Origin of the sequence: Sphingomonas sp. SRS2 (genome assembly GCF_000971055.1) — a bacterium.
GTDB lineage: Bacteria > Pseudomonadota > Alphaproteobacteria > Sphingomonadales > Sphingomonadaceae > Rhizorhabdus.
The window spans coordinates 72412-85310 of sequence record NZ_LARW01000040.1 but is presented as its reverse complement, the minus strand read 5'-3'; the positions used below and the strand labels follow the sequence as shown (position 1 = coordinate 85310).

15 protein-coding genes are annotated in these 12899 nt (G+C 63.9%); 11 read left to right on the top strand and 4 right to left on the bottom strand.

Going from position 1 to position 12899, the window contains the following annotated elements; genetic code table 11:
- The first annotated feature begins 27 nt into the window (after positions 1–27).
- The 8 genes from WP12_RS01095 (at position 28) to leuB (ending at position 6683) form a co-directional block, all read left to right on the top strand.
- Entirely contained in the window at positions 28–255 is a 228-nt protein-coding gene (locus WP12_RS01095) for a F0F1 ATP synthase subunit C (RefSeq protein ID WP_010127014.1), read from the top strand.
- A gap of 59 nt (positions 256–314) precedes the next feature.
- Entirely contained in the window at positions 315–806 is a 492-nt protein-coding gene (locus WP12_RS01090; RefSeq protein ID WP_046191905.1) for a F0F1 ATP synthase subunit B family protein, read from the top strand.
- Positions 807–820: 14 nt separating this feature from the next.
- Complete coding sequence (locus WP12_RS01085) at positions 821–1441, top strand: F0F1 ATP synthase subunit B family protein (RefSeq protein WP_046191904.1); 621 nt, start codon at positions 821–823, stop codon at positions 1439–1441.
- Positions 1442–1555: 114 nt separating this feature from the next.
- A complete protein-coding gene (locus WP12_RS01080; RefSeq protein ID WP_046191903.1) occupies positions 1556–1819 on the top strand; it encodes a hypothetical protein in 264 nt (87 codons plus the stop codon).
- A 66-nt stretch (positions 1820–1885) separates the two neighbouring features.
- On the top strand, positions 1886–3808 hold the full coding sequence (gene uvrC / locus WP12_RS01075) for an excinuclease ABC subunit UvrC (RefSeq protein WP_046191902.1): 1923 nt from the start codon (positions 1886–1888) through the stop codon (positions 3806–3808).
- A complete protein-coding gene (locus tag WP12_RS01070) occupies positions 3808–4800 on the top strand; it encodes a polysaccharide deacetylase family protein (protein ID WP_052730143.1) in 993 nt (330 codons plus the stop codon). Before uvrC ends, WP12_RS01070 begins: the two co-directional genes overlap by 1 nt.
- A 37-nt stretch (positions 4801–4837) precedes the next feature.
- Positions 4838–5569, top strand: coding sequence for a DNA repair protein RecO (gene recO / locus WP12_RS01065; RefSeq protein WP_046191901.1), 732 nt, complete (start codon positions 4838–4840; stop codon positions 5567–5569).
- A gap of 70 nt (positions 5570–5639) precedes the next feature.
- Positions 5640–6683, top strand: a complete 1044-nt coding sequence (leuB, locus tag WP12_RS01060) for a 3-isopropylmalate dehydrogenase (protein WP_046191900.1) — start codon at positions 5640–5642, stop codon at positions 6681–6683.
- A gap of 11 nt (positions 6684–6694) precedes the next feature.
- Here leuB and WP12_RS01055 read toward each other — a convergent pair whose 3' ends face one another.
- Both WP12_RS01055 and WP12_RS26405 read right to left on the bottom strand, forming a co-directional pair.
- Positions 6695–7432 carry a LytR/AlgR family response regulator transcription factor gene (locus tag WP12_RS01055; protein WP_046191899.1) on the bottom strand — a complete coding sequence of 246 codons (738 nt, stop codon included), beginning with the start codon at positions 7430–7432 and terminating at the stop codon, positions 6695–6697.
- Positions 7422–9113 (bottom strand): sensor histidine kinase, encoded by a 1692-nt coding sequence (locus WP12_RS26405; protein ID WP_443027839.1) that lies wholly within the window; start codon positions 9111–9113, stop codon positions 7422–7424. The genes WP12_RS01055 and WP12_RS26405 overlap by 11 nt, the downstream gene beginning before the upstream one ends.
- Before the next feature lie 228 nt (positions 9114–9341).
- Here WP12_RS26405 and WP12_RS01045 point away from each other — a divergent pair, with 228 nt between their 5' ends.
- The 3 genes from WP12_RS01045 to WP12_RS01035 all read left to right on the top strand — a co-directional run bounded on the left by WP12_RS01045 (position 9342) and on the right by WP12_RS01035 (position 11344).
- Entirely contained in the window at positions 9342–9593 is a 252-nt protein-coding gene (locus WP12_RS01045) for a hypothetical protein (protein ID WP_046191898.1), read from the top strand.
- 232 nt (positions 9594–9825) lie between these two features.
- Positions 9826–10374, top strand: a complete 549-nt coding sequence (locus tag WP12_RS01040) for a hypothetical protein (RefSeq protein WP_046191897.1) — start codon at positions 9826–9828, stop codon at positions 10372–10374.
- A 100-nt stretch (positions 10375–10474) separates the two neighbouring features.
- Entirely contained in the window at positions 10475–11344 is an 870-nt protein-coding gene (locus WP12_RS01035) for a class I mannose-6-phosphate isomerase (protein ID WP_046191896.1), read from the top strand.
- On the opposite strand, the gene WP12_RS01030 is transcribed toward WP12_RS01035, so the two are convergent.
- Together WP12_RS01030 and ubiG are read right to left on the bottom strand one after the other, a co-directional pair.
- Positions 11275–12066 carry an NUDIX hydrolase gene (locus WP12_RS01030; protein ID WP_235398850.1) on the bottom strand — a complete coding sequence of 264 codons (792 nt, stop codon included), beginning with the start codon at positions 12064–12066 and terminating at the stop codon, positions 11275–11277. The two genes, WP12_RS01035 and WP12_RS01030, sit on opposite strands and share 70 nt — an antisense overlap.
- 34 nt (positions 12067–12100) lie before the next feature.
- Positions 12101–12838 (bottom strand): bifunctional 2-polyprenyl-6-hydroxyphenol methylase/3-demethylubiquinol 3-O-methyltransferase UbiG, encoded by a 738-nt coding sequence (ubiG, locus tag WP12_RS01025; protein ID WP_046191894.1) that lies wholly within the window; start codon positions 12836–12838, stop codon positions 12101–12103.
- Positions 12839–12899: the final 61 nt, after the last annotated feature.

Below are 12899 nucleotides of genomic sequence, written 5' to 3'. Positions count from 1 at the left end.
TCAACGTTTAACGCTAAGGAGTTTATCATGGACGCAGAAGCCGCAAAGCTGATCGGTGCTGGTCTGGCCGCAATCGGTGTTGGCCTGGCCGCGCTGGGCGTGGGCAACGTGTTCGGCTCGTTCCTCGAGTCCGCGCTGCGCAACCCGGCCGCCGCTGATGGCCAGCAGGGCCGACTCTTCATCGGCTTCGCCGCCGCCGAGCTTCTCGGTCTGCTGGCGTTCGTCGTTGCGATGATCCTGCTGTTCGTCGCCTAACAGATGATTGCGGGCCGGTTCGCCGGCCCCCTCATCTCTAACGACCACAGGGAATATCGATGCCTCAGATCGCCCAGATCGCCGCGACCTATGCTTCGCAGATCTTCTGGCTGCTGATTGTGTTCGGCCTGATCTATTTCGTGATCGGGAAGGGCATGCTGCCGAAGATCGAAGCCGTCGTCGACGCGCGTGACCAGAAGATCGCTTCCGATCTCGCCGCCGCCGAAGCCGCTCGCGCCAAGGCCGACGAGACCGAATCGGCCTATCGGGCGAAGATCGAGGACGCCCGCGCCGCCGCTTTGAAGGCGACGCAGGAGGCCAAGGCCGCATCGACGAAGGAAGCCGAGACCAAGGTCAAGGCCGCCGACGCCGAGCTCGCCGCCAAGGCCGCCACGGCCGATGCCGCACTGAAGGCCGCCCAGGCCAAGGCGCTGGCAGAGATCGAGAGCGTCGCCGCTGAGGCTGCGCAGGACATCGTTGCCAAGGTATCGGGCCTCACGGTCGACAGGGCCGCGGCCGAAGGTGCGGTCAAGACCGCGCTGAGCGCCTGAAGGAAGACGGATAAATGTCTGCACACGCCTCCCATGCGGTTGCCGAAAATCTGGCCCACGCCGCTGAGCTCGAAGGCATGCCCGCCAATGTGAGCGTCGAGCATGCGGCGACGGGCACCGAGGAGCATCATGTCGATCCCACCGCGCTGGGAATGACCGCCACTGCCTGGGTCTCCCTGGCGATGGTTGTCGTGATCCTGCTCCTGCTGTGGAAGAAGGTTCCGTCGATCATCGGCGCCGGACTCGACAAGAAGATCGCGTCGATCCGCGCCAATCTCGACGAGGCCGCGGCGCTGCGTGCCGATGCCGAGAAGATCAAGGCCGAATATGAAGCGAAGGCCAAGGCAGCCGCCAAGGAAGCCGAGGCGATGATCAAGCATGCCCGCGGCGAAGCTGACGCGATCGTGGCCCAGGCCCGCACCGATGCGGCTTCGCTGATCGAGCGCCGCGGCAAAATGGCCGAGGACAAGATCGCTGCCGCCGAGCGGACCGCGGTCGCGGAGGTTCGCGCCACGGCCGCCAACGCCGCCGCCGCCGCCGCGATCTCGCTGATCGCCGAGCGTCATAATGCCAAGGCCGACAAGCCACTGGTAGACGAGGCGATCGATACGTTGGGAACCGCTCGCCTGAGCTGAGCCTTCCCAACGCCAAGACAAAGGGCCCGCCGAGCGATCGGCGGGCCCTTTGCTTTGAAAGCGCCGCCGCGCCATTTACCATTTCCTCATCGCTGATCGCGTAAAGCGCCGATCATGGGCGCGATCGGCTGGATCTGGGCATGGTTGATGTTGCTGGGTGGGGTGCGTGCGCATCTGACCCATGCCCTGCCGCATGAACTGATCTGGGCAATGATGCTGTCGGGCGTCGTCGCATTGCCGCTGTTGTGGAATCGCGCCAATGGCCTGTTCGCCTCCTTCGCGCCATCGGGCATCGTTCGCGCGGGTATCTCGCTGCTCGTACTTGTGATCGCCGGCATTGCTCATCCCGATGCCGTCGTCGGGCTGATACCCGCCTGACCGATATCTGACGGCTGACGCCATCGCGCCGTTGCGGCCGCCCATCGCGCGCCCTAGATCAGGGGCGTGAACGACACGACCCCAAACGACCGCTTCAACGAGGAGAAGAGCGTCTACACCGTTCGCGGTAGCGACGCGCCCGATCTCGATGCCGGCGTCGCGGCTATCCGGAACGTTCTCAAGACTTTGCCGACGCGCCCGGGCGTCTATCGTATGCATGATGCACGCGGCGACGTGCTCTATGTCGGCAAGGCGCGCGCGCTCAGGAACCGAGTGTCGAACTATACTCAGGTCGCGCGCATGCCCAAGCGGTTAAGCCGCATGGTCGCGCAGACGCGTTCGATGACCATCGTCACCACCAACAGCGAGGCCGAGGCGCTCCTGCTCGAGGCGCAGCTGATCAAGCGCTATCGCCCGCCCTACAATGTTCTGCTGCGCGACGACAAAAGCTTCCCCTTCATCCTGCTGCGTGAAGACCATCCCTTTCCACGCATTCAGAAGCATCGCGGCGCCCGCCGTGCCAAGGGGCAGTATTTCGGCCCCTTCGCCAGCGCGGGCTCGGTCACGCGCACGCTCAACGCGCTTCAGAAACTGTTCCTCCTGCGCTCGTGCACCGACAGCTTCTTCGCCAATCGCGACCGGCCGTGCCTGCTCTATCAGATCAAGCGTTGTTCGGCCCCGTGTGTCGATCGGATCGATCCTGTGGCTTATGCCGAACTGGTCGACGATTCGAAGGCGTTCCTCACCGGCAAATCGACGCAGGTTCAGAAGAAGCTGGGCGAGGCGATGAGCGCGGCGGCCGAGGCGATGGATTTCGAGCAGGCGGCGGTCTACCGCGACCGCCTGCGCGCGCTCACCTTCATTCAGGGCAGCCAGGCGATCAACGCCGAGGGCGTCGCCGACGCCGATGTCTTCGCGCTCGACACCAAGGCGGGAACGGTCTGCATCCAGGCCTTCTTCATCCGGGGCGGCCAGAACTGGGGGCATCGCGCCTTCTTTCCCGCGCATACCGCCGACGTCCCCGAGGACGAGGTGCTCGCGAGCTTCCTGATGCAATTCTATGAGGAAGTGCCTCCGCCGCGCCTCGTGCTGGTCGATCGTGATCCCGCCGAGGCGGAGCTGCTCGCCCAGGCGCTTGGCGAACGCGCGGGCCGGAAGGTTCAGATCAAGGTGCCCCAGCGCGGCGAGCAGCGCCGGCTGATGGAGCAGGCACGCCGCAATGCCCGGGAAGCGCTCGACCGGCGGATGGCCGAATCTACAACGCAGGGCCGCATCTTCCAGGAGATGGCCGACCTGTTCGAGCTCGAAGGGCCACCCGACCGTATCGAGGTCTATGACAACAGCCATATCATGGGCACGAACATGGTCGGCGGGATGATCGTCGCCGGCCCGGAGGGCTTCCGCAAGGGCAGCTATCGCAAGTTCAACATCAAGCGCCCCGAAACCGCTCCCGGAGACGATTTCGCGATGATGCGCGAAGTGCTCGAACGGCGCTTCGCCCGCCTGGAAAAGGAGGATCCCGAGCGGCGCAGCGGCGAATGGCCCGACCTGCTGCTGATCGATGGCGGCAGGGGGCAACTCAGCGCGGTGTGCGAGGTGCTCGAGGATATGGGCGTCCACGACGTGCCGGTGGTCGGCATCTCCAAGGGCCCCGATCGCAATGCCGGGCGCGAGCATTTCCATTTGCCGGGCGGGCGTGAGGCGATGCTTCCGCTCAATTCGCCCTTGCTCTTTCATCTCCAGCGGCTGCGCGACGAAGCGCATCGCTTCGCCATCGGGGCGCATCGCGCCAAGCGCGCCGCGAATTTCACCAAGAGCGCGCTCGACGACGTTCCCGGCATCGGCCCGGCGCGCAAGAAGGCGCTGCTGATGCATTTCGGAACGGCGCGGGCGGTGCGCGCCGCATCGCTTGAGGATCTTGAACGCGCTCCGGGCGTTTCAAAGGCCATGGCGCGGGCAATCCACGACCATTTTCACATGAGTGGATAATGAATCTAACGGTGATCCCCGCTCTCATCCCGCCGGCCCAGCCCGCGGAGACCCGGATCCTGTTCACGATAAACACCGAACTGACATGGCATCCGGGATTTGACCGGGCGCGATGGGAAGCCGCCTATGAGCGCTCCTACGAAGCTGCCGGCGTGGGAGTGCGCTATCAGCTCCGGATGCTTGCCCAATATGCGCTCAAGGCGTGCTTCTTTGTCGATCCGATGCCCGCCTGCGTCTATGGTCTCGAGCCGATCCGCAAAATGGTCGAGCCAATCCTGGAGGCGGGGCAGGAGGTCCAGCTTCATCTTAATCCGCTGTGGGCCGATGCCCATGACGGATATGCCGATGATGATCGTCAGCTTGCCCGATACAGCCGGCAGGCCCAGCGCGACCTGATCGCGCGCGCGCGTGATCTGCTGATGGATGCGGGGGTGCCCGAACCGATCGCCTTTCGTGCTGGCGATTATTCGGCGAATGACGATACGCTCCACGCGTTGGCAGAGCTCGGTTTCCGCTTCGACACCAGTCACAACGGCCACCATCATCCCTGGCCCAGCGCGATCGATCTGCCTCAGCACCGCATCGCGCCGATGATGCACCGGGATGTCGTCGAGATACCAGTGACGCTGATCGCCGAAGGGCGCGCTTCGTCGCGCCATCTCCAGATATGCGGGGTGACGCTCGGCGAATTGAAGGCCGCGATCGAACATGCCGGCGCTTCGGAGCAGCCGGTCGTCAATATCGTCAGCCACAGTTCCGCACTGGCGAACCGCGCCGGCACCGCGCCGAACAAGGCTCATGTCAAACGCTTTGAGGATTTGTGCGCCTATCTGTCGAGAGAGCGGCAACGCTTCCCAACCGCCTTCTTTACCGATCTCGGCGATCTGCCGCTGGACAGCAGGGCGGAGATGCTGCCCAAGGCGGGCTTGAGGCGAGTCGGCCGCGTCATCGAACAGATCTGGTCAAACCAGATCGAGGAACGCGCTTCTTAGCTTGCGGGCGGTGCGGTTCCGCTGTTGAACGATAAGCATGCAGGTTCGGACGCCCGCCATCATCTGCTCGATGCGCGCGCATGGCGAACATGGCGCGATCGTGCGTGCACTGACCCCTGACAATGGGCTGCTCGCCGGCTATGTGCGCGGCGGACGATCGCGGCGGCTCCGGCCGGTTCTCATGCCCGGCAATCTGGTTGAGGCCGACTATCGTGCGCGCACCGCCGAGCAGTTGCCGGGCCTCACCATCGAGCTGTCGCACAGCCGCGCCGGCCTGCTGGCCGAGCCGCTGGCGGCGGCCGCGATCGATTGGCTCTGCGCGCTGACGGCGGTCTCGCTGGTCGAGGCGCAACCCTTCCCCCGCCTGTACGAAGCGCTCGATGCCACGCTTGCGGCGGTCGAATACGCTCCTTCGGCCCGGGGGTGGGCGGCGTCGGCGGTGCGCTACGAACTGCTGCTGCTGTCCGAGCTGGGCTATGCTCTCGATCTGTCGGCCTGCACCGTCACCGGTGCGCGCGAGGGCCTCGCCTTCGTAAGTCCGAAAAGCGCCGCGGCGGTCTCGCGGTCGGCGGGAGAGCCTTATGCCGACCGCCTGCTGCCGCTCCCGTCCTTCCTGATCGAACCGGGCAATGACGCTAGCTGGTCCGACATCCACGATGGTCTGCATCTGACTGGTCATTTCCTGAGCCGCGACATCCTGGTCGATCGCCGCGCCGACGCGCTCGATGCGCGGGAGCGCCTGATCGAGCGCATGAAAAGGCTGGGCTGACCATCCACCCCATTGCACCCCGGCGCGCATCAGGGCAGGGGGCGGCGACGTTTATAGAAGAGGGTGGGATATGTTGATTGCCTTGTTGCCCGGTGACGGCATCGGTCCTGAAGTCATCACAGAAGCGGTGCGCGTGCTCGAGGTCGTGTGTGGCGATGCGCTCGAATATGAGATCGGCCTGGTCGGCGGCGCGGCCTATAAGGCCGAGGGTCATCCGCCCCCCGCCGCTACGCTCGAACTGGCGAAGCGTGCCGATGCCATCCTGTTCGGTGCGGTGGGCGATCCCGATTGCGACAAGCTCGATCGCCACCTTCGTCCCGAACAGGCGATCCTCGGCCTGCGCAAGGAACTCGCCCTGTTCGCCAATCTGCGCCCCGCTACGCTGTTCAAGGAACTGGCCGATGCCTCCGCGCTGCGTCCCGAGGTAGCGGGACAGATCGACATGGTGATCGTCCGCGAACTCAACGGCGACGTCTATTTCGGCGAAAAGGGCATGCGCAAGACGGCCGCCGGCCGCCGCGAAGGCTATGACGTCATGTCCTATAATGAGGATGAGGTCGCCCGCATCGCCCGCGTCGGCTTCGAGACCGCGCGTGCGCGGCGCGGAAAGCTGTGTTCGGTCGACAAGGCCAATGTGCTGGAAACGTCGCAGCTGTGGCGCGACGTGATGATCGAGATTTCGGCCGAATATCCCGATATCGAACTCAGCCATATGTATGTCGACAATGCCGCGATGCAGCTGGTGCGCAATCCCGGCCAGTTCGACGTCATCGTTACCGGCAATTTGTTCGGCGACATCCTGTCCGATCAGGCATCTATGTGCGCCGGATCGATCGGTATGCTGCCCTCGGCCTCGCTCGATTCGAACAAGAAGGGCCTGTACGAGCCGATCCATGGTTCGGCCCCTGACATCGCCGGCATGGGCAAAGCCAACCCGCTCGCGACGATCCTCTCGTCGGCGATGATGCTGCGCTATTCGCTCGGCAAGACGGGCGAGGCCGATCGTATCGACAGGGCCGTCGCCAAGGCGCTCGAAGGCGGCGCGCGCAGTGCCGATCTCGGGGGGGCGCTCAGCACCTCTCAAATGGGTGACGCGGTGCTGGCGGCGCTCTGACGGATGGGGCGTTAGCGCCCCATCAGGGTCCGGGCCGCGGGCAGGTAGGTGCGGCCGATGCGGATGCGTTCCTCGTCGGCCAGTACCGCATGCCATACACCCATGCCGTCATGGCTGAGCCGCGAGATGCGGTCGCGCCGCACGATCGTCGAACGGTGCAGGCGGATGAATTGCGCCGGATCGAGGCGCCGCTCGAGTTCGGTGATCGTCTGGTGGAGCAGGAAGCTGCGTGCGCCGACATGGAGGCGCATATAGTCGCGCTCGGCCTCGATCCGGTCGATATCCTGCGAAGCGATGCGGATCATCTCCGAACGGTGCGGCACCCAGAATTCCTGGGCATGATCTGACGTGGTGGGAGTATCGCGCGGCGCGCGGCGCCGTTCGACCACGCGCGCGACGGCGCGGCTCAGCCGGTCTTGCGCTACGGGCTTCAGCAGATAGTCGGTCGCCGCCAGATCGAATGCGGCCACCGCATATTGGTCGAATGCGGTGCAGAAGATGATCGCCGGGCGCTTGTCGAGCTTCTCGATTGCCCTGGCGACGCCGATCCCGTCGAGCCCCGGCATCGCGATATCGAGCAATATCATCTCGGGTTCGAGCGCATCGAGCAGCCGCAACGCCGCCTCTCCGTCGGAAGCGGTTCCGACAAGATCGATCATAGGCTCGCGTGCGCATAATATCTGAAGCCGCTCGATTGCGAGCGGCTCATCGTCGACAACCAGCGTCCTTATCGATGAATCAGATAACATTCCGGATCAATGGCATGAAAATCGTCACGCCAAAACCACCATTGGCGAGTGGCCCGTACCGGCAGGTCGCCTCGTCGCCGAAGCGGGCCTTCAGTCGGTCGGTGACGTTCTTCAGGCCGACGCCCGCGCCGTGCAGCTTGGCGTCGTCGCCCAGCGGCTCGCCATCATCCTCGACGCTCAGGACCAAGCCGTGCGAATCCTCGCGCGCATCGATCTTGATCGTCACGGGCCGCTTGGCGCGGGAGACGCCATATTTGATCGCATTCTCAACCAGCGGCTGGAGGATCAGGCACGGCACGCAGGCATTGGCCAGCGGTTCAGGCACGTTGATGTCGATGATCAGCCTTTCCGGGAAGCGCACCATCTCAATGTCGAGGTAAAGGCGCTGGAGCCTTATTTCCTCCGCAAGCACGACATCCTCGGTCGGGTCGGCTGTCAGGCTGGTGCGGAAGAAGGTCGACAGGTTGAGGATCATCGATTCGGCGTCATCCTTCTTGTCCTTCAGGATGAGCGTCGACAGCGAATTGAGCGTGTTGAACAGGAAGTGCGGGTTGACCTGATAGCGCAGCGCGCGCAGCTCGGCGTCGCGCGCTGCGGCGCGATAGCCGGCTGCTGCGCGCTCGGCGGTGCGGACTGCGGCGGCATAGGACAGCGCGAGAAACAGCGCGCCCCAGGCGGCGAAGAAGAAATAGCCGTTGAGCGCCTGATCGCCGATCTGGCCGAGGACGCTCAGGTCCTTCTTGTGCGACGAAACCGGCTGGCCGACCTGGATCATCACCGTTCCCGGTGTCGGTTCGCTGATCACCGGCATCGGAATCTCGATCGGCGCGATCGGCCGGACGGGCGGGACGACAGGCCGCTTCGGCACTGGGGCGAGCTTCTCTGGGACAGGCGGCGCCGATGACGGGATCGCGGGCGGAGCAGGGGGTGCCGGTGGCGCTGGCACGCTTGATAATATGCTGTCTATGTCGATATTTACACCGTGGCGGCGAGCCTCCTCGACCGCGGCACGGGCCTCGCGTAGCCCTTCCCTGTAGCTCGCTTGCGACTCTCGATACGCTTCCCGTTGCGCACGATAGGCTTCGCGCTGGGCCTGTGCCGCCTCCCGCTGGGCCTCGCGACGGGCCTGTTCGGCATCGCGTAGGGCCTCGGCCTGATCGGCGGCAGCCTCCTGATCGGCCTGCGCGATCTCATGGGCGATTTCGGCACGCGCCGCTTCCGCCTCGCGCTGCGCCTGCATCTTGGCTTCGGCGGCGGCCTTGGCCTCCTCCGTCGCCTGCTGGATGGCGTCCCGTGCCGCCGCGATGGCGACGCGGGCCTGCTCGCGCGCAGCGGCGGCGCTGCGGTCGTCGATTACGAATTTGCGGCTTTCGACTTCGCGAGCCTTTTCGGCTTCAATCGTCTTGTCGAGCTGATTGAAGGCCATCCAGTTCATCGAACTATAGGCGACCGCGGCCGGAATCGACAGCAGCGCGACCGCGGTGACGTTGGCGGCGAGCGATTTGCCGGCCAAAGGGCGCATCGCGAGGTAGACGATATAGGTCGCCACCATCGAGCCCACGGTGACGAAGGCGCGGGCCGCCAGCATCTCCGTCTGGTGGCCCCAGTCGATCATCAGCGACCGCACCGTCGCGACCGCGAAATATACCAGCCAGAAACTGAGGATCGACAGCAGCGCCACGCGGGGACTCACGGCAGAGCCGCGTGGGGTGTCAGGGTTCAAAGTCATTACCCCTATATATGATCAACGTTGTAAGTATGCTGCCATATCCCCGTGGTGTTGGTCGAAACGCCCACGCTGTTCATCGAAAGTTCAGTTTTTTTAGACCGCGCCATCCGTGTTTCTACGCCGGAACAGCCATCTTCGCCGGACGTTGGTTGATACAGATACTGGCGAAGGAGCAAGGTCATGACAACCGACGCGTCGACCAAAGAACAGACCGGTACGCCGCACATCCGGACCGCGCACGATGCCAGCGACAGTAAGAAGCTGGCGCGTAATCCGAGCGATGAGGATGCCAAGCTGGATGTGGCGCTTGACGAGAGCTTTCCAACCTCGGACGCGCCATCCAATACGCAGCCCGGCAAGGGCAAGGATCCAGCCCCATCGTCCGGCTATGACGATGAAGCCGAAAAGGCCCGAATGAAGGGCAAGGAATAAGCCGATGGCGCGCGGCATCGTTGCTGCGCGTCATCTTACCTATCCGGTCTGGAGTCGTGCAGAAATTATCCACAGAATATTGTGCCCGCGGAACCCGTGACGAACTTTGCTTGTTGCATTGCAGCACGAAAAATGATTCGTTCCTGAACAGAGGCCTTACAAGGGCTTAAGCGTCCATAAACCATATTGGGCGCATGACCCTGAATAGGCTTCCATCGTAAGGGGGTTTGGTATGGGTACGCATATGAGACCTGCAGACGGCGCAATGACCCTGGCGGAAATGAAAGAGTTCGCCAGTTTCCCGGCCGCGACGCAACGCTACATCCGTCGATCGCTCGATGTCGGGCTAAGCCGCGAGGACGCGCTGGCGCGCTGGTCGCGCGATGTCATCGAATCCGCCAGCATCATGGCGCAGGCGCGCATCTATAACCGGCTGGATCATATTCGCGATCTTGTGCCCGACGATAGCGGCCTCGATGCGGTCGAACCCTTTCTGGCTCCCCTCATCACAATCTCTGCTTTCGATCTCGGGCAGGACCGCCTTAACAGCTTCGGCGCTTACCGTTTCCTGTATGAGCGGCTGATCGGCGCGCATGTTCGGCCCTGGCTGCCGGGCGCCTTCTGCGCGGCGGCGGCATTACCGCATCTTCATCCGGAAAAGCGGCGTATCCTGCTCCAGTCGATCAGCGAGGCCGCCGCGACGGCGCCGGGCTGGTCCAACCGCGAACCTGCCTTCTATCCCGAGTGGGTCGAAAAGGTGGAGGCCCGCCTGCCCAATTAACCGGTGAAGCAGAGCCTGTGCTTAGGGCTCTAGCTTTTCTGGCAAGTCTGCGGAACAAGTCGCCTGCCTTTGCTTTTGTGAAGGCAGCGGGAGAGCAGAATTGCCGGCGACGAAGCTTAACAATCATCGGGTCGAGAAGCCGTGGGGGCGGCATGATCTTGCGCCTCTGTTTGACGACCAGCCCGTCGATGCGCCCGCCGTCGGCGAGATCTGGTATGATGATCCCGCGGGCAAGCCCCGCGAACTGCTGGTCAAATATCTCTTCACCAGCGAACGCCTGTCGGTGCAGGTTCATCCCGATGATGCCGCCGCTCAGGCCCGCGGCTATCCGCGCGGAAAGGATGAGGCCTGGATCGTCCTGTCGGCCGAACCCAATTCCACCATAGCCCTGGGTCTTACCGAGACCATGGAGGAAGACGCGGTACGCGCCGCCGCGCTCGATGGCTCGATCGAAGGCAAGCTATACTGGAAACCGGTCAAGGCGGGCGACGTGATCTACTCGCCGGCGCGCACGATCCACGCGATAGGCGCAGGGCTTCAGGTCGTTGAAATCCAGCAGAACCTGGATCTCACCTATCGCTTCTACGATTATAGATCAGCCCGCGAACTGCATCTCGACGAGGCGATGGCGGTATCCGACTTCGGCCCCTTTGCCGGCAATCCGGAGCCACGCGAGATAAGCCCCGGTCGCACCATTTTCGCCGAACGTCAGAAATTCGTGCTGGAACGCTGGACCGTCGCTGGCCGGTTCATGATCGCGCCGGGTAGCGCCACGGTCTGGATCTTGCCGATCGAGGGGCAGGCGGCGATCGATGGCGCTCCGGTCGGCCTGGGTGACGCGATCATCGTCGAGGGATCCGCCGAAATCGACATCGCGCCCGGCAGCATGATCTATGTCGCCTATCCCGGTTTTCGCGTGCTCGAAGGCATGCTCGGATCCGAAGCCCGATCGGCGTTGGCGAGCAGCTGAGTCGTGACCGGATAACCGAGACCTTCGGGAATGCACAACCAACTGGCGCCATCACGCTGTTCGATCCACGGCGTGACGGTCTCGATCGGGCAACAGCGCGCTTGCTGCACGGCTTCGTCGAAATTGCGGGCGCGCGCGATCCATTCGAGGTTGCGGATGGTGGGAAAGATCAAATGAGCCGTGGCAAGATGCCCGTCGGCCGTGTTCCAGACGAGATGGCTGCTTTCGACTCCATCGGCAGTCGCCTGACCGATCAAGGGCGCTTCGGCTAGGTAGAAGCGCGTGTCGAAGCGGCGTACGATCTCATGGTCGGGGCGCCAGCGCGCGAAGGGATGGATGCCGTGCGGATCGATCCGCAACCAGTGGCGCTCCAGCAACAGGCTCAGAGGCTCGCCGCCATGCAGCGCGCGCCGGATGTCGCCGATCATCGAAGCATCTCTGATGCCCGCTATGCCCGGTGCCAGCCCGATTTCCTCGATCGTCTCCCGGATCGCGGTGATCCGGCAGGCGAGGTCTTCAGGATCGATGGCCGGTCCCTCGACCAGCAGGTCGCTTCGGCGCGCCAGCACATGATCGTCATCGTCGACCCGACCGCCCGGAAAGACCATCCGGCTGGCCGCGAAGGCAAGGTGCTTGCCGCGCCCGACCATCGGTATTTCGGGCGGCCCGCCGGGCGCGTCGCGCAAAAGCACCAGCGTCGCGGCGGGGATGGCATCGGGCATGAAATTGTCCATGGCGTGAGTCAGGCGGGGATATTCAGGAGTGAACGGCGGTCAGGAAATAGTCGAGCGCCAGATTGTCGCTGAGATGGAAGCCCGCAGCGGGTGAGAAGCTCAAGCCCCTGCGATCGATCACCCGCAATCCGGATGCTTCCAGATGCGCGGTCAACTCCTCGGGCGTGAGGAACTTGCGCCAGTCGTGCGTCCCTTTCGGTACCATAGCCAGGCCTTCGCCGATCCGGATCATCGCCAGATACGACAGCGGGGTGCGGTTCGGGGTCGACAGGATCATGATTCCGTCCGGTGCGAGGAGCTCCGCCAGGCTCGCGACGAACACTGCCGGATCGGCGACGTGCTCGATCACCTCCATCGACGTGACGAGATCGAAGCGCTCGCCGCGCAGCGCTTCGACACCACCGGCCCGATAATCGATCTGCAGCCCCAGCTTTTCCGAATGCAGCTTGGCGATGGCCACATTTTCGGGCGCGGCGTCGATCGCCGTCACTGCCCCCCCCATTCGGGCCAGCGGTTCGGCCAGGAGGCCGGCGCCGCAGCCGACATCGACCACGCTTTTGCCGGCAAGCGGTTTCATCGAGGCGAAATCGCTACCCCAATGCTGATCGATCGTCGCGCGGATGTGGCGTAATCGCGGCGGATTGAGCTTGTGCAGCATCGCCGATGAGCCCTTGGGATCCCACCACTCAGCGGCCAGCTTTCCGAAATGCGCCGCTTCTTCCGCGACGATCGAGCTATATTCTTGTGCGCTTGCGTTCATACGACGCCCTCTCTATCAGGGCCGCGCCCTCGAACCTAGGGCCTGATCGTTTTCATGTAAG

What these genes read in the sequence shown, in the direction of transcription:
- WP12_RS01095 (WP_010127014.1), top strand. Translation starts at nt 28, where the DNA reads ATGGACGCAGAAGCCGCAAAGCTGATCGGTGCTGGTCTGGCCGCAATC.
- WP12_RS01090 (WP_046191905.1), top strand. Translation starts at nt 315, where the DNA reads ATGCCTCAGATCGCCCAGATCGCCGCGACCTATGCTTCGCAGATCTTC.
- WP12_RS01085 (WP_046191904.1), top strand. Translation starts at nt 821, where the DNA reads ATGTCTGCACACGCCTCCCATGCGGTTGCCGAAAATCTGGCCCACGCC.
- WP12_RS01080 (WP_046191903.1), top strand. Translation starts at nt 1,556, where the DNA reads ATGGGCGCGATCGGCTGGATCTGGGCATGGTTGATGTTGCTGGGTGGG.
- WP12_RS01070 (WP_052730143.1), top strand. Translation starts at nt 3,808, where the DNA reads ATGAATCTAACGGTGATCCCCGCTCTCATCCCGCCGGCCCAGCCCGCG.
- recO (WP_046191901.1), top strand. Translation starts at nt 4,838, where the DNA reads ATGCAGGTTCGGACGCCCGCCATCATCTGCTCGATGCGCGCGCATGGC.
- leuB (WP_046191900.1), top strand. Translation starts at nt 5,640, where the DNA reads ATGTTGATTGCCTTGTTGCCCGGTGACGGCATCGGTCCTGAAGTCATC.
- WP12_RS01055 (WP_046191899.1), bottom strand. Translation starts at nt 7,432, where the DNA reads ATGTTATCTGATTCATCGATAAGGACGCTGGTTGTCGACGATGAGCCG.
- WP12_RS01045 (WP_046191898.1), top strand. Translation starts at nt 9,342, where the DNA reads ATGACAACCGACGCGTCGACCAAAGAACAGACCGGTACGCCGCACATC.
- WP12_RS01040 (WP_046191897.1), top strand. Translation starts at nt 9,826, where the DNA reads ATGGGTACGCATATGAGACCTGCAGACGGCGCAATGACCCTGGCGGAA.
- WP12_RS01030 (WP_235398850.1), bottom strand. Translation starts at nt 12,066, where the DNA reads ATGCCCGATGCCATCCCCGCCGCGACGCTGGTGCTTTTGCGCGACGCG.
- ubiG (WP_046191894.1), bottom strand. Translation starts at nt 12,838, where the DNA reads ATGAACGCAAGCGCACAAGAATATAGCTCGATCGTCGCGGAAGAAGCG.